Origin of the sequence: Mycolicibacter algericus DSM 45454 (assembly GCF_002086455.1) — a bacterium.
Classification (GTDB): Bacteria; Actinomycetota; Actinomycetes; order Mycobacteriales; family Mycobacteriaceae; genus Mycobacterium; species Mycobacterium algericum.
Genome location: NZ_MVHC01000017.1, coordinates 12,827 through 33,661 on the forward strand (window position 1 = coordinate 12,827; position 20,835 = coordinate 33,661).

At 68.2% G+C, this 20,835-nt stretch carries 20 protein-coding genes; 10 read left to right on the plus strand and 10 right to left on the minus strand.

Annotated elements, in window-relative coordinates:
• Window positions 1-177 precede the first annotated feature (177 nt).
• Genes BST10_RS15155 through mnhG form a run of 6 tightly spaced genes read left to right on the plus strand, consistent with a single transcriptional unit; the run spans window position 178 to window position 6,280 of the window.
• Window positions 178-3,075 carry a Na+/H+ antiporter subunit A gene (locus BST10_RS15155; RefSeq protein ID WP_083038804.1) on the plus strand — a complete coding sequence of 966 codons (2,898 nt, stop codon included), beginning with the start codon at window positions 178-180 and terminating at the stop codon, window positions 3,073-3,075.
• A complete protein-coding gene (locus tag BST10_RS15160) occupies window positions 3,072-3,536 on the plus strand; it encodes a Na(+)/H(+) antiporter subunit C (protein WP_083038713.1) in 465 nt (154 codons plus the stop codon). Before BST10_RS15155 ends, BST10_RS15160 begins: the two co-directional genes overlap by 4 nt.
• Window positions 3,533-5,131, plus strand: a complete 1,599-nt coding sequence (locus BST10_RS15165; RefSeq protein WP_083038714.1) for a Na+/H+ antiporter subunit D — start codon at window positions 3,533-3,535, stop codon at window positions 5,129-5,131. Before BST10_RS15160 ends, BST10_RS15165 begins: the two co-directional genes overlap by 4 nt.
• Entirely contained in the window at window positions 5,128-5,655 is a 528-nt protein-coding gene (locus tag BST10_RS15170; protein ID WP_013827859.1) for a Na+/H+ antiporter subunit E, read from the plus strand. The genes BST10_RS15165 and BST10_RS15170 overlap by 4 nt, the downstream gene beginning before the upstream one ends.
• Window positions 5,652-5,933, plus strand: a complete 282-nt coding sequence (locus tag BST10_RS15175; RefSeq protein ID WP_013827860.1) for a monovalent cation/H+ antiporter complex subunit F — start codon at window positions 5,652-5,654, stop codon at window positions 5,931-5,933. Before BST10_RS15170 ends, BST10_RS15175 begins: the two co-directional genes overlap by 4 nt.
• Complete coding sequence (mnhG, locus tag BST10_RS15180) at window positions 5,930-6,280, plus strand: monovalent cation/H(+) antiporter subunit G (protein WP_013827861.1); 351 nt, start codon at window positions 5,930-5,932, stop codon at window positions 6,278-6,280. The genes BST10_RS15175 and mnhG overlap by 4 nt, the downstream gene beginning before the upstream one ends.
• Here the strand turns inward: mnhG and BST10_RS15185 are convergent.
• The 3 genes from BST10_RS15185 to BST10_RS15195 all read right to left on the minus strand — a co-directional run bounded on the left by BST10_RS15185 (window position 6,265) and on the right by BST10_RS15195 (window position 8,278).
• Complete coding sequence (locus BST10_RS15185; protein ID WP_013827862.1) at window positions 6,265-6,882, minus strand: class I SAM-dependent methyltransferase; 618 nt, start codon at window positions 6,880-6,882, stop codon at window positions 6,265-6,267. The genes mnhG and BST10_RS15185 overlap by 16 nt on opposite strands.
• 88 nt (window positions 6,883-6,970) lie before the next feature.
• A complete protein-coding gene (locus tag BST10_RS15190; RefSeq protein ID WP_083038716.1) occupies window positions 6,971-7,288 on the minus strand; it encodes a DUF2563 family protein in 318 nt (105 codons plus the stop codon).
• A gap of 75 nt (window positions 7,289-7,363) precedes the next feature.
• Window positions 7,364-8,278, minus strand: coding sequence for an oxygenase MpaB family protein (locus BST10_RS15195; RefSeq protein WP_013827864.1), 915 nt, complete (start codon window positions 8,276-8,278; stop codon window positions 7,364-7,366).
• Window positions 8,279-8,347: 69 nt separating this feature from the next.
• Between BST10_RS15195 and BST10_RS15200 the strand changes: the two genes are divergently transcribed.
• Window positions 8,348-8,992, plus strand: a complete 645-nt coding sequence (locus tag BST10_RS15200) for a TetR/AcrR family transcriptional regulator (protein WP_041317239.1) — start codon at window positions 8,348-8,350, stop codon at window positions 8,990-8,992.
• 25 nt (window positions 8,993-9,017) lie between these two features.
• Here the strand turns inward: BST10_RS15200 and BST10_RS15205 are convergent, their stop codons facing one another.
• The 7 genes from BST10_RS15205 to BST10_RS15235 all read right to left on the minus strand — a co-directional run bounded on the left by BST10_RS15205 (window position 9,018) and on the right by BST10_RS15235 (window position 18,131).
• Window positions 9,018-9,617, minus strand: a complete 600-nt coding sequence (locus tag BST10_RS15205; RefSeq protein ID WP_013827866.1) for a DUF1707 SHOCT-like domain-containing protein — start codon at window positions 9,615-9,617, stop codon at window positions 9,018-9,020.
• Window positions 9,618-9,710: 93 nt separating this feature from the next.
• Window positions 9,711-10,490 (minus strand): enoyl-CoA hydratase family protein, encoded by a 780-nt coding sequence (locus BST10_RS15210; RefSeq protein WP_083038718.1) that lies wholly within the window; start codon window positions 10,488-10,490, stop codon window positions 9,711-9,713.
• Window positions 10,490-11,656, minus strand: coding sequence for an acyl-CoA dehydrogenase family protein (locus BST10_RS15215; RefSeq protein WP_083038720.1), 1,167 nt, complete (start codon window positions 11,654-11,656; stop codon window positions 10,490-10,492). The genes BST10_RS15210 and BST10_RS15215 overlap by 1 nt, the downstream gene beginning before the upstream one ends.
• Complete coding sequence (locus BST10_RS15220; RefSeq protein ID WP_083038722.1) at window positions 11,653-13,638, minus strand: acetyl/propionyl/methylcrotonyl-CoA carboxylase subunit alpha; 1,986 nt, start codon at window positions 13,636-13,638, stop codon at window positions 11,653-11,655. The genes BST10_RS15215 and BST10_RS15220 overlap by 4 nt, the downstream gene beginning before the upstream one ends.
• Before the next feature lie 40 nt (window positions 13,639-13,678).
• A complete protein-coding gene (locus BST10_RS15225) occupies window positions 13,679-15,274 on the minus strand; it encodes an acyl-CoA carboxylase subunit beta (RefSeq protein ID WP_083038724.1) in 1,596 nt (531 codons plus the stop codon).
• The gene (locus tag BST10_RS15230) at window positions 15,271-16,419 is read right to left on the minus strand and encodes an acyl-CoA dehydrogenase family protein (RefSeq protein WP_013827871.1); all 1,149 of its coding nucleotides are present in this window, start codon (window positions 16,417-16,419) and stop codon (window positions 15,271-15,273) included. The genes BST10_RS15225 and BST10_RS15230 overlap by 4 nt, the downstream gene beginning before the upstream one ends.
• Window positions 16,416-18,131 (minus strand): acyclic terpene utilization AtuA family protein, encoded by a 1,716-nt coding sequence (locus BST10_RS15235; protein ID WP_109559534.1) that lies wholly within the window; start codon window positions 18,129-18,131, stop codon window positions 16,416-16,418. The genes BST10_RS15230 and BST10_RS15235 overlap by 4 nt, the downstream gene beginning before the upstream one ends.
• A gap of 316 nt (window positions 18,132-18,447) precedes the next feature.
• On the opposite strand from BST10_RS15235, the gene rpmF reads away from it, so the two are divergent.
• From rpmF to BST10_RS15250, 3 genes are all read left to right on the plus strand, one after another.
• Window positions 18,448-18,621 carry a 50S ribosomal protein L32 gene (rpmF, locus tag BST10_RS15240; RefSeq protein WP_013827873.1) on the plus strand — a complete coding sequence of 58 codons (174 nt, stop codon included), beginning with the start codon at window positions 18,448-18,450 and terminating at the stop codon, window positions 18,619-18,621.
• Between the two features lie 63 nt (window positions 18,622-18,684).
• On the plus strand, window positions 18,685-19,377 hold the full coding sequence (locus BST10_RS15245) for a response regulator transcription factor (protein ID WP_013827874.1): 693 nt from the start codon (window positions 18,685-18,687) through the stop codon (window positions 19,375-19,377).
• A complete protein-coding gene (locus tag BST10_RS15250; protein WP_083038728.1) occupies window positions 19,377-20,831 on the plus strand; it encodes a HAMP domain-containing sensor histidine kinase in 1,455 nt (484 codons plus the stop codon). The genes BST10_RS15245 and BST10_RS15250 overlap by 1 nt, the downstream gene beginning before the upstream one ends.
• The last annotated feature ends 4 nt before the right edge of the window (window positions 20,832-20,835 follow it).

Sequence of the window (20,835 nt, forward strand, 5' to 3'; positions counted from 1 at the left end):
GTTTTGCCGCAGAAACTGGATTCAGCCGGGGCGGGCGATTCGGGTACGTTTGAAGCCGGACTCGACGTGCCTGTCGTTGCCGCGGCCGCCAGCGGTGCCGTCCGGCGCCGCTCATGTGTCCGACGTTCGTACTAGAACTGATTCCGTTGCCGGGATCAATTTGTCCCGTGGAGCGTGATGCTAGCGATACTGCTTGCCCATACTGTCGGCACGGCTTTGGCTCCGCTGATGGTGCGCAGATGGGGACGGGCGGCGTTCTATCCGCTGGGAGCGATCCCGCTGGTATCGCTGGTGTGGGTGGTGGCGAACTGGCCCACCGGCCCGGCCGACGATCGACGAACGACGGTGTCCTGGGTGCCCGGGCTGTCGATGGACATCGACCTGCGCTTCGACTCGCTGGCCGCGATCATGAGCGTGCTGGCACTGGGGATCGGCGCCCTGGTGCTGTTCTACTGCGCCGAGTACTTCCGCCCCGTCAGCCCCCACTGTGACCTCGATCCGCGGCTGCCCGGGTTCGCCGCGAAGATGGTCGGATTCGCCGGTTCCATGTTCGGGTTGATGGTCGCCGACAACATGCTGGTGCTGTACGTGTTCTGGGAAATGACCACGGTGTTGTCGTTCCTGCTGATCGGTCACTACGCCGAACGTGCCATCAACCGCCGCGCTGCCATCCAGGCGTTGGTGGTGACCACCGCCGGCGGCCTGGCGATGCTGGTCGGCCTGATCATGCTGGGTGAGACGGCGGGGACTTACCTGCTGTCGGAGCTGGTGGCGAGTCCGCCGTCCGGCACGGTGGTCACGGTCGGCGTGCTGTTGGTCCTGGTCGGGGCGCTCAGCAAGTCGGCGATCATCCCGTTGCATTTCTGGCTGCCGGGCGCGATGGCGGCGCCGACGCCGGTCAGCGCCTACCTGCACGCCGCGGCGATGGTCAAGGCCGGGATCTATCTGGTGGCGCGGCTGACCCCGGCGTTCGCCGACTCACCGGGATGGCGGCCGACGGTGCTGGTGCTGGGCCTGGCCACCGCCCTGCTCGCCGGCTGGCGCGCGGTCCGCGAATACGACTTGAAGCTGCTGCTGGCCTACAGCACCGTCAGCCAGTTGGGTCTGATGATCACACTGGTCGGCGCCGGTGGCGGCGACCTGATGTTGGCCGGTCTGACCGCCATGTGTGCCCACGCGGCGGCCAAGGCGACGCTGTTCATGGTGGTGGGGATCATCGACCATGCCACCGGCACCCGCGACCTGCGGGAGCTGGCCGGCCTGGGTCGCCGCGCTCCGGGACTGTTCGTGATTGCCGCCGCCGCGGCCGCCAGCATGGCCGGGGTGCCGCCGTTCGTGGGTTTCATCGCCAAGGAGACGATTTTCGGGACCGAGGCCGGAGCCCCGTCGTTGGGCTCTTCCAGCCCGTATGTATTGGGTGCCGCGGTGGTTGCCTCGGTATTCACCGTGATCTACAGTGCGCGGTTCGTCTGGGGCGGCTTCGCCGGCAAAGGCCTGCCCGAGCCCAGCACGCATGTCGCCGAACTGCACCGACCGACTGCGGCGTTCTTGGCGGCCCCCGCGGTGTTGGCCGCCGCCAGCCTGGGCCTCGGGTTGTGGTCGATCGGGCTGGACACGGTGTTGCACGGCTACGCCGACACGATGCCCGACGGCTCCGGCTACCACCTTGCGTTGTGGCACGGCGCGGGGCTACCGGTACTGCTCTCGGCGATGGTGCTGCTGGTGGGCTTCAGTGTGTTCGCCGCGCGCGGCCCGCTGGGCCTGAGCCGGTTGCGCCGACTTCCGCTGGGCAAGGCCGACGAAATGTACGACGATTTCATCCGGTTGCTCGATGTGGCTGCGGTCCGGGTGACCGCGATCACCCAGCGTGGCTCGCTGCCGTTCAACCAAGCGGTGATATTCGTGACGCTGGTGGTGCTGCCGCTGGCCGCGCTGATGCTGGGTGCGCGTGACCGGGTCGACCTGCAGCTGTGGGACACCCCGTTGCAGCTCACCGTGGCGGTGCTGGTGGTCGCCGGCGGGATCGGTGCGACCGTGGCTCGCAACCGGCTGTCTGCGGTGCTGATGGTCGGGGTGACCGGGTACGGCTGCGCCGTGGCGTTCGCTTTTCACGGTGCCCCCGACCTGGCCTTGACCCAGTTGCTCGTCGAGACCGTGACCGTGGTGATCTTCGTGCTGGTGCTGCGGACGCTGCCGGCGGAGACCGCGCGTCCCACGATGGAGACGAACCGGCTGTCGCGGGCGGTGTTGTCCATCATGGTCGGCGCCAGCGTCGCTGTGCTGGGGGCCTTCGCGATGGCGGCCCGCACCAGCGATGGCGTCGCCGATCTGTTGCCCTCCGCGGCCTATCTGCGCGGCTACGGCGCCAACGCCGTCAACGTGATCCTGGTCGACATCCGGGCCTGGGACACCCTCGGAGAGATCTCGGTGTTGCTGGTGGCGGCCACCGGAGTGGCCTCGATGGTGTTCCGAACTCGCCGATTCGGGCGGGCCCCTCGGACCGCCGATCCCGATGCGCATCGGATGGATCCCCGGGTCGCCACGCCGTACAGCCCCGCGATCGGGTCCACCACCTGGCTGCGCGGCAGCGCCTACCACGATCCCGATCAGCGGTCGCTGGTGTTGGAGGTCGCGAGCCGGATGATCTTCCCGCTGATCATGGTCGTCTCGGTCTATTTCCTGTTCGCCGGGCACAACAATCCGGGCGGCGGTTTCGCCGGCGGATTGGCTGCCGGACTGGCGCTGGCGCTGCGCTATCTGGCGGGCGGGCGATACGAGCTCGGCGAGACACTGCCGCTGGACTCCGGCAAAATCCTGGGCGTGGGCCTGAGCATGGTGGCCGCCACGGCGCTGGCGTCGCTGTTCCTCGGTGCACCGGTGCTGTCGTCGGCGGCGCTGTCGTTCAGCCTGCCGATAGTGGGCCAGGTCAAGCTGGTGACTTCGTTGTTCTTCGATGTGGGGGTGTATCTGGTCGTGGTCGGCATGGTGCTCGACGTCCTGCGCAGCCTCGGTGCCCGACTCGACCAGGTGGCCGAGCAGCGACCTGCGCAACGCCCGGTGGTGAGGACACCATGACCGCACATCTGGTTCCCTTGTTGATGGCCGCCGGACTCACGTCCTGCGGGGTGTACATGCTGCTGGAGCGCAACCTCACCCGATCGTTGCTGGGCCTGATGATGATCGGCAATGCCATCAACCTGCTGATCATCGATGTTTCCGGACCGGGCGGCAGCCCGCCGATCTACCACAGCACCGAGGGCATGGAAAACGACGCCGACCCGCTGGCCCAGGCCATGGTGCTGACCGCCATCGTCATCACCATGGGCATCGCCGCATTCGTGCTGGCCCTGACCTACCGCTCCTACCACCTGACCACCGACGACGACATCGGTGACGACGAGGAGGCGATCCGGCTGTCCCAGCTCTCCGACGAGGAGATCATCGCCGCCGAGGCCGACCACAGTGAGCCGGTGGCGCCCGGTGAATTGGACGCCGTCGTGGAAAGCACTGTCGCGGAAAGCGGGGTGTCGCGGTGAGTATCGCTGCTGCCCTGATCCCGCTTCCGGTACTACTGCCCACGCTGGGCGCTGCACTGACCCTGATCGTCGGCCGGCGTCCCAAGCTGCAGCAGCCGATCACCATCGGTACGTTGGCCGCGGATGTCGCGGTCACCGCCGCACTGCTGTTCCTGTCCGACCGAGAGGGCACCCTGGCGTTGCACGTCGGCGGCTGGGGCCCGACCGAGGGCGGGCGCGGGCCGCTCGGCATCACCCTGGTGGTCGACCGGCTGTCGGCACTGATGCTGATCGTGTCGGCGGTTGTGCTGCTGGCGGTGATCGTCTACGCCATCGGACAGGGGGTCCGCGACGGTGACGACCGGCAACCGGTGTCGATCTTCCTGCCCACATATTTGACGCTGTCGGCCGGTGTCTCCCTGGCGTTCCTGGCCGGTGACCTGTTCAACCTCTTCGTCGGGTTCGAGATGCTGTTGGCTGCCAGCTTCGTGTTGCTGACCATCGGTGCGAGCGCAGAACGGATCCGGGCCGGTATCGGCTACGTGATGGTGTCCATGACGTCGTCGTTGATCTTCCTGCTCGGCATCGCGCTGGTCTACGCCTCGACCGGCACGCTGAACCTGGCTGAGTTGGCCGTTCGCACCACCGGCATGCCAGACGGCACCCGCAGCGCGGTGTTCGCGGTGTTCCTGGTGGGGTTTGGCATCAAAGCCGCGGTCTTCCCGCTGTCGGCCTGGTTGCCCGATTCCTATCCCACCGCGCCCGCCCCGATCACCGCCGTGTTCGCCGGCATCCTGACCAAAGTCGGTGTCTACGCGATCATCCGCGCCCATTCGCTGCTGTTCCCCGACGCCGGGCTGGACTCGGTGCTGCTGGTCGGGGCGTTGCTCACCATGCTGGCCGGTATCTTCGGCGCCATCGCGCAAAGCGACATCAAACGGGTGCTGTCCTTCACGCTGGTCAGCCACATCGGTTTCATGGTGTTCGGGGTGGCGTTGTCGAGCGAATTGGGCATGTCCGGCGCCATCTTCTACGTGATGCACCACATTATCGTGATGACCACATTGTTCCTGGCGGCCGGATTGATCGAACGCCAGGGCGGCGCATCGTCGCTGAAACGGCTCGGCGGTTTGGTGGCCAATCCGTTGCTGGCGTTCATGTTCCTGGCCCCGGCGTTCAATCTCGGTGGTATTCCGCCGTTCTCGGGCTTCATCGGCAAGACGGCGGTATTGCAGGCCGGGGTTCGCGACGGGTCGGTGCTGGCCTGGTGCCTGGTGGGCGGCGCGGTGGTGACCAGTCTGCTGACCCTGTTCGTGCTGGCGCGGGTGTGGACCCGGGCGTTCTGGCGGTTGCGCAGTGATGCTCCCGAGGGAGAGCTGGTGCGCGCCGCACCGCCGGTGCTGCTCGATGACATCGGCGAGGTCGCCTTCGACGACCGCGCTGATGTGGGCCGGATGCCCATCGGGATGGTGGTGCCGACGGTCGGCCTGATCGTGCTGGGGCTGGCGTTCACCGTCATGGCGGGCCCGATCTTCGGTTACGCCGAACGCGCCGCAGCCGAGGTGCTCGACCGTGGTGAATACATCTCGGCCGTGTTGGCAGGAGGTGCGCCGTGAGGCCGATCGCGCTACGGATCGCTGCGTTGTGTGGCCTGTCCGTCATCTGGACGTTGCTGTGGGGCCGCTTCACGATCCCCAACCTCGTCGTCGGGATCGCGGTCGCCGTGGTCATCATGGTGCTGCTGCCACTGCCGCCGGTACCGGTGCAGGGCAAGGTGCATCCGTGGTCGGCACTCAAGCTGCTGGGGCTGTTCGCGTGGTACCTGGTGGTGTCCAGTGGCCAGTTGATGTGGCTGGCGATCAGACCCGGCCCGCCGCCGCAGACCGGGGTGCTGCGGGTGCCGCTGACCATCAAATCGGATCTGGTGTTGGTGTTGGCGGCCGGCATCACCACGCTGATTCCCGGATCGATGGTGCTGGAGATCGACCAGGTACGGCGCATCCTGTATTGCCACGTGATCGATGTTGGAAATGCTCGTTCCGTCGAGCGGTTCTACCACCAGGCTGCGCAGGTGGAGCGGCTGTTGATCGACGCGTTCGAGCGCGACGAGGACTGGCTGCCGGCGGGAGCAGGCGCATGACCGTGATCTGGGGCACCGCGGGCGTTCTGCTGGGTTTCGCGGCGGTCATCACCATGTATCGGCTGCTGGCCGGGCCCAGCACGCTGGACCGACTGGTGGCCTTGGACACGCTGGCCGCGATGACCATGTGCGGCATCGGTATTTGGGCTGCGGTCAGCCGGGACACCACCGTGACCTACAGCCTGGCGGCGCTGGCCCTGGTCGGCTTCATCGGATCGGTCAGTGTGGCCCGCTTCCGGGTGCCGGACACGCCGCTGGACTCGGGGGGGCAGTCATGATCGTGCTGGACCTGTTCGCCAGTGTGTTGGGTCTTGCCGGGGCGGTGCTGGCGCTGACCGCGGCGATCGGGGTGGTGCGCTTCCCGGACACGTTGGCCCGGATGCATTCGGCCACCAAACCGCAGGTGCTGGGACTGATACTGGTGCTGGTCGCCGCGTTGATCCGGCTACGCGGCAGCCACGATGCCGGGATGGTGACCGTGAGCATCATCTTCACCCTGATCACGGCGCCGGTTGTCGCCCACCGGGTGGGTCGACTGGCCTACCAGGAGCAGGACATGACCGAGGTGCTGGCCGTCGACCAGTTGGTCGAGCTCACCGAGGAGGAGGATCAGGCTTCGCGCTGACCTGGGCGCAGCACGGCGACCAGAAAGTCGGAATCGGCGGTGAAGGGCCGCAGATCCCAGGTGCCCAGCAGCAGGTCGACCGCGAATCCGGTGGTCGCCGCGTCGTCGAGGAACTGGTCGAACTCATAGTCCCGATCGGCGCCGAAACCGATCACGGTTCGTCCGTCGTCGGCGCAGTGCGCGCGCAACCGGCGCAGCACCTCGACGCGGGTGCTCGGTGCCACGAACGTCATGACATTGCCGGCTGACACGATCACCTCGAACGGTTCGGGGATACCGCGAGCGGGCAGGTCGAGTTCGGCCAGGTCACCGACCAGGTAGCGCGGGCCCGGATGATCGTGTTCGGCCGCCTCGATGAGCTCCGGATCGACGTCGACACCCACCACGTCGTGACCGGCCGCGGACAACAGGCCGGCCACCCGGCCCGGGCCGCAGCCGGCATCGAGGATGCGAGCGCCACGCGACGCCATCGCGTCGATGAATCGTGCTTCGCCGGCCAGATCGTTACCGGCGCGGGCCATTTGACGGAAGCGCTCGATATACCACTGTGAGTGCCCGGGATCGGCGGCGACCTTTTGCATCCAGAGGCTCTGCTCGACCATGGCTGCATTCTCGCAGGGCGGAATCGGGCGCGATCTTCGGCCGGGGCTTGCGCGGGAAATCCGGCCTGGCGTTGCAGGCGCGGGCGGCTCACCGCCCGGGAACGGGCCCGATTACGTCTCGCAGTTGTTCGGCGTTGTCGTTGTCCATGCGGGTGAAGGCCGTCGCGGCGGTGCGCACGTTCTCGGCGATGCCGGTCAGGTTCTGATGGTGGCCCTGCAGCGCGTCGCGGTGGCCGTCCTTGGCGCTGCCCAACGCGGCGTGGAAGCTGTGTGCGTCGTCGAAGTCGCCGAAAATCCCGGCGGCCACACCGGCGGATCCCAGCCGCTGCGCACCGTTGCGGGCGTGGCCACCGGCGTCATCGGACACGTTGGCCCCGGTGCGCAATGCCTGAGGGTCGACGTGCATCGCCTACCGCCTTCCTGGTGCACCAGCTCTGTAAGAGCGTAGCGATCGGTGGGCAGGCGTCAATTCACCCGGTCGCTACACCAGCGGGCGGCCGGTGCGGATACGCCGGTCGACGTCCCACAGCAGCACATTGAACGGGAAGCCGCGCAGGAATTTCGGCAGCAGGTTGTTGACCCCTCGAATCACGCCCATCAACCGGTCGAACTGGCGTTGCTTGTCCGCGTCCCACGGCAACTGCATCTCGTCGCGGAAGCGCTGCGGCAGGAATCCGGTGGTGATCAACAGGGCGAGCCGTTCGTTCGCCCGCTGTAGCGGTCCCGGCAGGGTCATGCCGCGCAATCGGCTGGCGGCGATGGGAAGCAGGTAGTCGCGGACGGTGTCGTCGATGTGCACCTTGTCCAGCTGCTCCTGCCAGTACCGGTCGAAAGCGGCCCGATCCGCCGGCCACATGTCCTCGGGGACCTGGAGCATGGTGGCCATGGCCTTGCCCTCATTGTGGTAGTGCCGGTCGGCGTGCTCGTCGTCCATCTCACCGAGGAAGATACGGTGCACGTCGACGTTGCCCTTGTACAGGCAGGCGCCCACCCACAGCTGCAGATCGCGGTCGAAGGCGTTGTACTTCACCGGGCTGTCGGCCGTCGAGCGAACCTGGCGGTGCGCACTGTTGACCGCCTCGCGGAACGCGGCCTTCTGCTCGTCGCTGCCCTGGGTGGCGACGACCAGATAGGTGAACGTGGTGCGAGCCCGCTTGATCGGATGCAGGTCGACGCGCCCGCTTTCGACGCGGCTCTCCAGCACGCCATAACCCACGCCGGGACGGGCGAGTTGCATGATCACGTTGGCGGGCCCGGCCAACAGCGCCACACCCATCATCATGTTGTCGGTGCAGGAGACCTGCGGCAGCAACGACCGCCGATGAGGTGCGGGTTGTGTGCTCGTCGAATCGCTCACCGAACGCTCCACCAACGGGATCGGTTCGCTGATCGTCATGGCTGCACCCCTCGCAATTGTGAGAACATCGGTTTCCTGATATTGCCGAGCCTGGGGCCCGCTGTCAACATGGTGGGTATGGGGAGCGTTGCGCCGGAGCGCCCGTACCGGGGGGTGCAGGCCGCAGATCGGCTGGCCGAACGCCGAGAACGGCTGCTAGTCGCCGGCCTCGATCTGCTCGGCGGGCGCGAGATGCCCGCATTGACCGTTCGCGCGCTGTGCCGCCGGGCCGGGGTGGCGTCCCGCTATTTCTACGAGAGTTTCACCGACAAGGACGAGTTCGTCGCGGCCGTCTTCGAGTGGGTGGTCAATGACCTGGCCGCCAGCACCCAGGAGGCCGTGGCCGCGGCGCCTCCCGCCGAACAGACGCGCGCCGGCATGGCCCACCTGGTGGCGGCCATCGCCGGAGACGCCCGTGTCGGCAGGATCTTGTTCAGCACCCGGCTGACCAACGCGTTGCTGGTACGCAAACGGGCGCAGTCGAGTGCGCTGTTCGCGATGCTGTCCGGCCGCCACGTCGAAAACGTGCTCCGGGTGCCGGGCAACGACCGGATCAAGGCGGCCGCCCATTTCGTGGTCGGCGGGGTGGCACAGACGATCGGTGCCTGGCTGGCCGGTGACATACACCTGCAGCCCGATCAGCTCGTGGACCAGTTGACCGCACTACTGGGCCAGCTCGACGATCCGGCGCTCTACCGCGATCCGCCGTCGTGATCAGTCGACGGAGGCCCTAGCACCCTCAGCTGCGCGACTTGCGCTGTTTGCGCTTGATGCCCACTCCGCCCCACAGTGCAAAGCCGCGGATTCGCACCGTCGGGGCGCCCGGCGTGCCCCGGCCCTCGACACGCTGGTCGAAGCCGCCCATGACGCCATGCCCCTGGATGTCGACGTTGACTTCCGGCGGCAACAGAATGGTCTGCCCGCCCATGATCGAGTAGGCGTTGATCTCGACGTCGGGTGCGGTGAAGTCGGCGTAGCGCAGGTCGATGACGCCGCCGCCCCACAGCGAGAACGTGGTCAGCCGCTTGGGTACGTTCCACCGCCCGCGCCGCTCGAACGAACTCATGATCGCCAGCAGCAGTGTCGAGGGCGCGGGTTTGCAGTCGCCGCCGCGGTGCGGGCATACCGAAGAACCCGGAAGGTCGGCACGCAGCCGGTCGAGCTCGTCGTAGGTCTGCGCCGCATAGGCCTTGGCCAGCCGGTCCTCATACTCGCTCATCGGCAGTTGGCCCTGCGCAGCGGCGTCGCCGAGCAGCTGCGCCAGCTGGATCCGGTCGGTGTCCGCGGCACGCGAGGGCGTGCCGTGGGTCTCGTCGCTTCGCCGGGCTGAGTTTCTCATTGGCTAGACAGCCTACGACGAACTGATTTGCCACGAGCAGGGTTGCCCCAAAGTGCCCGGCGAACCGGAGCGCGACGGGCCGGCGTGAGGGTGTCAGCCGGCCCAGCTGGGGGGACGCTTCTGCAGGAAGGCGAGCATGCCTTCGCGGGCCTCCGCGGAGACGAACATCCGCGCTGAGGCGACGCTGAGCCGTTCGGCATCCCGGTCGAACCCGGCCAGTACCGCCGCGGTGGTCAGCGCCTTGGAGGCCGCCAGCCCCTGCGGAGATCCGAGCCGCAGATCGGCGACCAGGCCCGCGACGGTCGCCTCCACATCCTCGGCGGCCAGCGTGATCAGCCCGATCTTCGCGGCTTCGGCGGCGCCGAATTTCTCCCCGGTCAGGTAGTAGCGCGCCGCTGCCCTGGCCGACAGCTTCGGCAGCAGCGTCAGGGAGATGATCGACGGCGCCACGCCGATCCGGGCCTCGGTCAGCGCGAAGGTGCTGGCCGGCCCGGCGACCGCGATATCGCACGCGCCGACCAGCCCCATGCCGCCGGCGCGTACGTGGCCGTTGACCGCGGCGATCACCGGTCGCGGCGACTCGACGATCGCCCGCAGCAGCGCCGCCATCTCACGGGCCCGGTCGGCGGCGAGCTCGCCGGGATCGCCGCCCGACGCCTCGCTCAGATCCGCCCCGGCGCAGAACGTCTTGCCGGTGTGTCCGAGCACCACCACCCGCACGTTCGGGTCGGCCGCGGCGTCGCGCAGGCCCGCGTGCAGCTGGGCGACCAGCCTGCTCGACAGCGCGTTGCGGTTGTGCGGCGAGTCCAGGGTCAGCCGGGCCGAGCCGTCTGCGGTGTCCTCGGGACCGGTGTAGGAAACCAGCGTGTCCATCAGTACGACCGTGGCAGGCCCAGCGACGTCTGCGCGACGAAGTTCAGGATCATCTCCCGGCTCACCGGCGCGATGCGGGCCAGCCGAGACGAGGTGATCGCCGCGGCGATGCCGTATTCCTTGGTCAGGCCGTTACCACCGAGCGACTGCACCGCCTGGTCGACCGCCCGCGTCGACGCCTCGCCGGCGGCGTATTTGGCCATGTTGGCCGCCTCCGCAGCCCCGAAGTCGTCGCCGGCGTCGTACAACGTCGCCGCCTTCTGCATCATCAGTTTGGCCAACTGGATCTCGATGTGATTGGCAGCCAGCGGATGCGACAGGCCCTGGTGCGCGCCGATCGGGGTCTTCCACACCTGACGGGTGTTGACGTAGTCGACGGCCTTGCCGATCGCAAAGCGGCCCATGCCGACCGCGCTGGCCGCGCCCATGATGCGTTCGGGGTTCAGCCCGGCGAACAGTTGCGCGATGGCGGCGTCCTCGGAGCCCACCAGCGCGTCGGCCGGCAGCCGGACGTCGTCGAGGAACACCTGAAACTGGCGCTCCGGGCTGACCAGCTCCATCTCGATCGGGGTGTAGGTCAATCCGGGGGTGTCGGTGGGCACCACGAACAGGGCGGGCCGCAGGTTGCCGGTCTTGGCGTCTTCGCTGCGGCCGACCACCAGGACCGCCTGCGCCTGGTCGATACCGGAGATGAAGGTCTTCTGGCCCTTGAGGATCCAGTCCGACCCGTCGCGGCGCGCGGTGGTGGTGATCTTGTGCGAGTTCGACCCGGCGTCCGGTTCGGTGATGGCGAACGCCATGGTCAGCGATCCGTCGGCGATGCCGGGGATCCACCGCTTCTTCTGCTCGTCGGTGCCGAACTTGGAGATGATGGTGCCGTTGATGGCAGGCGAGACGACCATCATCAGCAGCGCACACCCGTTGGCCGACATCTCTTCCATGACCAGCGACAGTTCGTACATGCCGGCGCCGCCACCGCCGTACTCCTCGGGGAGGTTGACGCCGATGAAGCCGAGTTTGCCGGCCTCGTTCCACAGTTCGTCGGTGTGCTGCCCGGCGCGGGCCTTCTCCAGGTAGTAGTCCTGGCCGTAGTTCGAGGCCATCGCCGCGACGGCATCGCGCAGGGCGCGGCGTTCGTCGTTTTCGATGAAGCTGGTGTCGCTCATTCTGGGTCTCCTTCTGCTTGCTGTTCGACACGGGCCAGCACGGCACCGACCTCTACCTGGTCGCCGGGCTTGACGTCGAGTTGGGTGAGCACCCCGTCCGACGGCGCGCTGATGGTGTGCTCCATCTTCATGGCTTCCAGCCAGATCAGCGGTTGGCCGGCGGTCACCGCGTCACCCAGTCCGGCGCCCAGTCGGATCACGTTGCCAGGCATCGGTGCCAGCAGTGATCCCTGTTCGACGGCCGATTCGGGGTCCGGGAAGCGAGGCAACGCCACCAGGTGCACGCCGCCGGCGGGGGAGTCGACGTAGACGTCCTGGGAAGCTGAGCCGTAGCGCGCGACGGTGAACGTGCGGGCGACACCGGCCGGGTCGGCCAGCACCACCTCGTCGGGGCCGGCCGAGACCAGCCTGACATCGCAGTCCTTGACGATCAATCCGGTTCGGGTGAAACGGTATTCGATCCGATGCTCGGTGCCGTCGTCGGCGGCGTAGGTCTTGGTCTGAAATCCAGACGGCACGTTGCGCCAGCCGCCGGGAACGGAGCCGAACGCCTGGGCGGTGGCCCGGTTGTGTGCGGCGTCGGCCAGCGCGGCCGCGACCGCCGCGGTGCGCACCGTCGCCGTGTCGGCCAGCGGCGCGGACAGTTCGGCCAGGCCGTGGGTGTCGAAGAACGCCGTGTCGGTTGCCCCGTCCAGGAACGCCGGGTGGCGCAGCACGTTGACCAGCAGATCGCGGTTGGTGCGCAACCCGTGCAGTCGGGTGCGGGCCAGCGCGCTCGCCAGCACCGTGGCCGCCTGCCGGCGGGTCGGCGCGTAGCTGATCACCTTGGCCAGCATCGGGTCGTAGTGGATCGAGACGGTCGATCCGTCGACGACACCGGAGTCCAGCCGGATGCCGGTGTGTCGGCACAGCGAGCCGAACTGCGCCGCGACGCCGGGCACGTCGACGGCGTGCACCGTGCCGGCCTGCGGCTGCCAGCCGCTGCCCGGGTCTTCGGCGTAGAGCCGCACCTCGATCGAATGCCCATGGGCCGGCGGGGGTTCGGGGTCGAGCCGGGCGCCGTCGGCCACCGCTATCTGCAGTTCGACCAGGTCGACGCCGGTGGTCTCCTCGGTGACCGGGTGCTCGACCTGCAGCCGGGTGTTCATCTCCAGGAAGTAGAACTCGCCGCGGGAGTCGGCCAAGAACTCCACCGTGCCGGCACCGGTGTAGCCGATCGCGCTCGCCGCCAGCCGGGCCGCCTCGAAGAGTTTGGCGCGCATGCCCGGGGTGCGCTCCACCAGGGGAGAGGGAGCCTCCTCGATGATCTTCTGGTGACGGCGCTGAATCGAGCATTCCCGCTCACCGACCGGCCACACCGTGCCGTGCGCATCGGCCATCACCTGGACCTCGATGTGGTGGCCGGTCGGCAGGTAGCGCTCGCAGAACACCGTGGGGTCACCGAATGCCGAGGCGGCCTCGCGCTGGGCGGCCGCGACCTCGTCGGCCAGGGCCGACAGTTCGGTGACCACCCGCATGCCGCGGCCGCCGCCGCCGGCGGAGGCCTTCACCAGCACCGGAAGTTGTTCGGCGGTGACCGATGCCGGGTCCAGCTCTTCCAGGACCGGCACGCCGGCGGCGGCCATCATCTTCTTCGATTCGATCTTGGATCCCATCGAGGTCACCGCGGCCACCGGCGGCCCGATCCAGGTCAACCCGGCGTCCTGCACTGCGGCGGCGAAATCGGCGTTCTCGGACAGGAATCCGTAGCCGGGGTGGATGGCGTCGGCCCCGGCGGCACGGGCCGCGTCGATGATCGTCTCGGCCGACAGGTAGGACGTGGTCTGCGGCAGCCGCACTTTCGCGTCGGCTTCGGCGACGTGCGGCATGGCGGCGTCGGGGTCGGTGTAGACCGCGACGGTGCCCAGCCCCAGCCGGCGGCAGGTGGCGAAGACCCGACGGGCGATCTCGCCGCGATTGGCCACCAGGACGTTACTGATCATTGACTCTGCCTTCTGCTCTTCGCGCAAGCGCTCATCGCGCTCACATCCGGAAGACGCCGAAGTTCGACGTCCCCTCGACCGGGCCATTGGCAATGGCGGACAAACACATTCCCAGCACGGTGCGGGTGTCGCGCGGGTCGATCACCCCGTCGTCGTAGAGCCGGCCGGACAGGAACATCGGCAGCGACTCCGCCTCGATCTGGGCTTCGATCGCGGCCCGCAGCGCGGCATCGGCCGCCTCGTCCACCTGCTGGCCGCGGGCCTCGGCAGCGGCGCGGCTCACGATCGAGATGACCCCGGCCAGCTGCGTGCCGCCCATCACCGCGGCTTTGGAGCTCGGCCAGGCGAACAGGAACCGCGGATCGTAGGCCCGCCCGCACATGCCGTAATGCCCGGCGCCGTAGGAGGCCCCGATCAGCAGCGAGATGTGCGGCACCGTCGAGTTCGACACGGCGTTGATCATCATCGAGCCGTGCTTGATCATGCCGCCCTCTTCATAGGCCTTGCCGACCATGTACCCGGTGGTGTTGTGCAGGAACAACAGTGGGGTGTCAGACCGGTTGGCCAGCTGGATGAACTGGGTCGCCTTCTGGGATTCCTCGCTGAACAGCACCCCGCGCGCGTTGGCCAGGATGCCGATCGGATACCCGTGCAGCCGGGCCCAGCCGGTGATGAGCGACGAGCCGTACATGGCCTTGAACTCGTCGAAGTCCGAGCCGTCGACGATGCGGGCGATCACCTCCCGCGGATCGAACGGGATGCGCAGATCGGCCGGCACGATGCCGATCAGCTCGTCGGCGTCGTACTTCGGCTCGACGACCGCAGCCGGCTCCGGACCCTGCTTGACCCAATTCAGCCGGGCCACGATCCGGCGGCCGATGCGCAGTGCGTCGAGCTCGTCGTTGGCGAAGTAGTCGCCGAGGCCGGACGTGCGGGAGTGCATCTCGGCGCCACCGAGTGATTCGTCGTCGGACTCCTCGCCGGTGGCCATCTTCACCAGCGGCGGGCCGGCCAGGAACACTTTCGAGCGTTCCCGGATCATCACCACGTGGTCGGACATGCCGGGCACATAGGCCCCGCCGGCGGTGGAGTTGCCGAACACCAGCGCGATGGTCGGGATGCCGGCGGCCGACAGCCGGGTCAGGTCGCGGAACATCTGACCGCCGGGGATGAAGACTTCCTTCTGGGTGGGCAGGTCCGCCCCGCCGGATTCCACCAGGGAGATCAGCGGAAGCCGGTTCTCGAAGGCGATCTGGTTGGCCCGCAGAATCTTTCGCAGCGTCCACGGATTCGACGTACCGCCTTTGACCGTCGGGTCGTTGGCGATGATCATGCACTCGACGCCGCTGACCGCACCGATTCCGGTGACCACGCTGGCACCGACCTGGAAGTCGCTGCCCCAGGCGGCCAGCGGGCACAGCTCGAGGAAGGGCGAGTCGGCGTCGATGAGCAGCTCGATGCGCTCCCGGGCGGTCAGCTTGCCCCGGGCGTGGTGCCGTTCGACGTACTTCGGTCCGCCGCCGGCGAGTGCCTTGGCGTGCTCGGCATCGATCTCGGCGAGCTTGTCGGTCAGCGCCGCCGCCGCTTCGGTGTAGGCGGGGGAGGAGGGGTCAAGGGTGGACTTGATGGTGGTCACGATTGGTATCCAAGCGTTTTGGCGGCCAGTGAGGTCAGGATCTCGGTGGTTCCACCGCCGATGCCGATGATGCGCATGTCTCGATACTGACGCTCCACCTCGGACTCGGCCATATAACCCATGCCCCCGAACAGCTGCACCGCCTGGTGGGCCACCCACTCACCGGCCTCCACCGCGGTGTTCTTGGCGAAACACACCTCGGCGATGAGGTTGAATTCCCCGGCCAGTTGGCGCTCGACGACGTGGCGGGTGTAGACCCGGGCGACGTCGATCCGGCGGGCCATCTCCGCGAGGGTGTTCTGCACCGCCTGCCGCGAGATCAGCGGCCGGCCGAAGGTCTCCCGGTCCCGGCACCACGCCAGGGTCAGGTCCAGGCAGCGCTGTGCGCTGGCGTACGCCTGCGCGGCCAGCCCGACCCGTTCGGAGACGAACGCGGCGGCGATCTGGGCGAATCCGGTGTTCTCGACGCCGACCAGGTTGGCCACCGGCACCCGGGCGTCGACGTAGGACAGCTCGGCGGTGTCCGAGGATCGCCAGCCCATCTTCTCCAGCTTGCGACTCACCTCAAACCCCGGCGTGCCCTTCTCGACCACCAGCAGCGACACCCCGGCCGCGCCGGGGCCGCCGGTGCGCACCGCGGTGACGACGTAGTCGGCGCGGACCGCGGAGGTGATGAAGGTCTTGGAGCCGTTGACCACGTAGTGATCGCCGTCCAGGCGCGCGGTGGTGCGCAGGTGCCCGACATCCGAGCCGCCGCCGGGCTCGGTGATGGCCAGCGACCCGATCTTCTCCCCGGCCAAGGTGGGGCGCACGAACTCCTCGATCAGCCGCGTGTCGCCCGAGGCGATCATGTGCGGCACCGCGATACCGCAGGTGAACAGGGAGGCGAACACGCCGCCTGGTGCTCCCGCCTGGTGCATCTCCTCGCAGACGATTACCGCGTCGGCGCCGTCCCCGCCGCTGCCGCCGACCTCCTCGGGGAAGCCCGCACCCAGCAAGCCGACCTCGGCGGCCTTGCGGTGCAGTTCGCGCGGTAGTTCGCCGCTGCGTTCCCACTCGTCGATGTGCGGGGAGATCTCGCGTTCGACGAAACCGCGCACGGTCTTGCGCAGCGCTTGGCGCTCGGTACTGGTCCAGATACTCACGGTGCCCTTTCTGACAGCAGCTGTTCGGGTATCTCGAGGTGACGGCTGCGCAGCCATTCGCCCAGCCCCTTGGCCTGCGGGTCGAATCGGGCCTGGTAGGCCACGCCTTGGCCGAGGATGCCCTCGATGACGAAGTTCACCGCGCGCAACTTGGGCAGCAGATGCCGGGTGACCGGCAATTGGCCGGTCTCGGGCAGCAGCTTCTGCAACATCTCGGTGGTCAGCGTGTGCGCCAGCCAGCGCCACTGCTCGTCGGTGCGCACCCAGACCCCGACATTGGCGGAGCCGCCCTTGTCGCCGCTGCGGGCGCCGGCGATCTGTCCCAGCGGCGCGCGCCGCGTCGGCCCGGCCGGCAACGGCTCGGGCAGCGCCGGCTCGGCGGCGGGCGCCAGCTCGAGTGTTTCCGACGCGGCCGGGATGTCGACCCGGGTGCCGTCGGCGTGTACCGCGACATGGGGCACCGCGGTGGCGTCGACGTAGCCGGGGGTGAACACCCCGTAGACCTGGCCGTCACCGGGCGGGGCGGTGACGCAGAACCCCGGGTAGCTGGCCAGCGCGAGCTCGACGCCGGCCGCGGAGAACTTGCGGCCCACGTTGGCCGGGTCGGGGTCGCGCACCACGCAGTGCAGCAGCGCGCTGGCGGTCTCCTCGGTGTCGGCGTCGGGATGGTCGGTGCGGGCCAATGTCCATTGCAGCTCGGCCGGACGCACCCGCAGCGCCGCCTCCAGCTGGGTGCGGACCAGTTCGGCCTTGGCCTCGATGTCCAGGCCGGTCAGTACGAAGGTGGTGGAGTTGCGGAACCCGCCGATGCTGTTGAGCGACACCTTGCAGGTGGGCGGAGGCGGCTCGCCGGTCACGCCGGAGATGCGGACCCGGTCCGGGCCGTCGGGTGACAGCTCGATGCTGTCGATCCGGGCGGTGACGTCGGGGTTGGCGTAGCGGGCCCCGGTGACCTCGTAGAGCAGCTGCGCGGTGACGGTGTCGACGCTGACCAGCCCGCCGGTGCCGGGATGCTTGGTGATCACCGATGATCCGTCGGCGTGGATCTCGGCGAGCGGGAAACCGGGATGCAGCAGCTGCTCGGTGGGAATCTCGGTGAAGAAGGCGTAGTTGCCGCCGCTGGCCTGGATGCCGCATTCGGTGACGTGACCGGCCACCACCGCGCCGGCGAGCCGGTCATAGTCGGTGCGGGCCCAGCCGAAGTGCGCGGCGGCGGGTCCGACGGTCAACGAGGCGTCGGTGACCCGCCCGGTGATCACCACGTCCGCTCCGCCGGCCAAGCACTCGGCGATGCCCCAGCCGCCCAGGTAGGCGTTGGCGGTCAGCGGAGTGCCCAGCCCGAGCTCGGTGGCGCGGGGGAGCAGGTCGTCGCCTTCGACGTGGGCCACCCGCACCGGGATGCCGAGCCGGTCGGCCAGTTCCCGCACCGCGTCGGCCAGGCCGGCCGGATTGAGCCCGCCGGCGTTGGCCACGATGCGAACGCCCTGGTCACGGGCAAGTCCGAGGCATTGTTCGAGTTGGGTCAGGAAGGTCTTGGCGTACCCGCGTTCCGGATGCTTCAGCCGATCGCGCCCCAGGATCAGCATGGTCAGCTCGGCCAGGTAGTCGCCGGTGAGGTAGTCCAGGTCGCCCCCGGTGAGCATTTCGTGCATCGCCGCGTGCCGGTCGCCGTAGAAGCCTGAGCAGTTACCGATTCGAACCGCTGCTGTCATGCGCAATCCCATCACTCAACCAACCGGTAGGTTAGCCGGTACCGCTGGTGTCGCGTCAAGGCGGGCGTCCCGGTGGTGGTAGCCGGCGCCGTGCGGCGGTCCCAGTTTCGCCTCTCCTCCGTCGAGCCTCGCTGAACCGCCGGCCCGATGCGGCGGTCCCAGTTTCGCCTCTCCTCCGTCGAGCCTCGCTGAACCGCCGGCTGTGCCATTTTGGAGCCGACACAGATTAGGCGCTATTCTTTTGCAGAAGTCCCGCTATCGGTATCTGCCTGGTATCTGGCGGCAACCCGCACAATTTTTGAGGAGATGCTCGACCATGGCCGTGCCGAAGCGCAGGATGTCGCGCGCGAACACCCGTTCCCGCCGCGCGCAGTGGAAGGCCGAGGCAACCGGCCTGGTCAACGTGTCGGTCGCCGGCCGCGCGCACAAGGTGCCGCGCCGACTTCTCAAGGCCGCTCGACTGGGCCTCATTGATCTCGACCGCCGCTAATAGGGCTCCGACACGACCGGCGCCTGACGCTCCAGCTCGCCCTTCGATGATTGGATAGCACACATGGCTACCCGGGTACTGGTTGTTGATGATGACCGCGCGGTGCGTGAGTCGCTGCGCAGGTCCCTGTCGTTCAATGGTTATTCCGTCTCGTTGGCCACCGACGGCGTCGAGGCACTTGAGGCGATCAGCAACGAACGGCCCGATGCGATGATCCTGGACGTCATGATGCCGCGGCTGGACGGCCTGGAGGTCTGCCGTCAACTGCGCAGCACCGGTGACGACCTGCCGATTCTGGTGTTGACCGCCCGCGACTCGGTTTCCGAGCGGGTGGCCGGGCTGGACGCCGGCGCCGACGACTACCTGCCGAAGCCGTTTGCCCTGGAGGAACTGCTGGCGCGGATGCGGGCGTTGCTGCGTCGCACCACCGCCGAGGACCTGTCCGAATCGGTGGCGATGTCGTTCGAGGACCTGACGCTGGACCCGGTGACCCGCGAGGTCACCCGCGGTGACCGGCAGATCAGCCTCACCCGGACCGAATTCGCGTTGTTGGAGATGTTGATCGCCAATCCGCGCCGCGTGCTCACCCGCAGCCGCATTCTCGAGGAGGTGTGGGGCTTCGACTTCCCCACCTCGGGCAATGCGCTGGAGGTCTACATCGGGTACCTGCGTCGTAAGACTGAAGCCGAAGGGGAGCCGCGGCTGATCTACACCGTGCGCGGGGTGGGTTACGTGCTTCGCGAGACACCACCCTGATGCAGTTTTTCCACCGGCGGCAGGACGGCGCTTCGGCGCAGAGCACATCCCTGTCGCTGCGCTGGCGGGTGATGCTGCTGGCGATGTCGATGGTGGCGCTGGTGGTGGTGTTGATGGCGGTCGCCGTCTACGCGGTGATCTCGGCGGCGCTCTACAACGACATCGACAATCAACTGCAGAGTCGCACCGAGATGTTGATCGCCAGCGGTTCGCTGGCCGCCGATCCGCGCAAGGCGATCGAGGGCACCGCCTACTCCGACGTCAACGCCATGCTGGTCAATCCCGGCCGGTCGATCTACACCGCCAATCAGCCCGGCCAGCGGCTGCCGGTCGGGCAGCAGGAGAAGGCCGTCATCCGTGGCGAACTGTTCCTATCGCGCCGCACCGCGGCCGGCCAGCGGGTGCTGGCGGTGCACCTGCCCAACGGCAGCACGCTGTTGATCTCCAAGAGCCTGGCGCCCACCCGGGCGGTGACCATGAAGCTGCGCTGGGTGTTGCTGGTCGTCGGCGGGGTCGGCGTGGTGGTGGCCGCCATCGCCGGCGGGATGGTCACCCGGACCGGCCTGCGGCCGGTCGGCCGGCTGACCGAGGCGGCCGAACGGGTCGCGCGCACCGATGATCTGCGGCCCATCCCGGTCTACGGCAGCGACGAATTGGCCCGGCTCACCGAGGCTTTCAACGCGATGCTGCGCGCGCTGGCCGAATCGCGCGAACGACAGGCGCGGCTGGTCGCCGACGCCGGTCACGAACTCAAGACCCCGCTGACGTCGTTGCGCACCAACGTCGAACTGCTGATGGCCTCTGCGGCGCCGGGCGCACCCCAGCTGCCGGAGGAGGAGATGGCGGATCTGCGCGCCGACGCGATCGGTCAGATCGAGGAATTGTCCACGCTGGTAGGCGATTTGGTGGATCTGACCCGCGATGACCGGCGCGAGGCGGCGTTCGAACAGGTCGATATCACCGAGGTCGTCGACCGCAGCATGGAGCGGGTGAGACGGCGCCGTAACGACATCGAGTTCGACATCCAGGTGGTTCCGTGGCACGTGTACGGCGACGCCGCGGGCCTGTCGCGGGCGGTGCTCAACATGCTCGACAACGCCGCCAAGTGGAGCCCGTCCGGCGGCGTCGTCGGTCTGCGGATGCGCCAGCTCGACCCGACGCACGTCGAGATGGTGGTCTCCGACCAGGGGCCCGGAATCCCGGAGAGCGAGCGGGAATTGGTCTTCGAACGCTTCTTCCGGTCGGACCAGGCGCGTGCGATGCCGGGGTCCGGACTGGGGCTGGCGATCGTCAAACAGGTGGTGCTCAAGCACGGTGGGGCGATCACGATCGAGGACACCCATCCCGGAGCTGAGTCGCCCGGGACATCGATCCGGATGGTGCTGCCGGGCGGAGCCACCTCCGCCGGTGAGCGGCCGACCCCGGCGGTCACAGGCGCTTCTCAGTCCACGTAGGCAT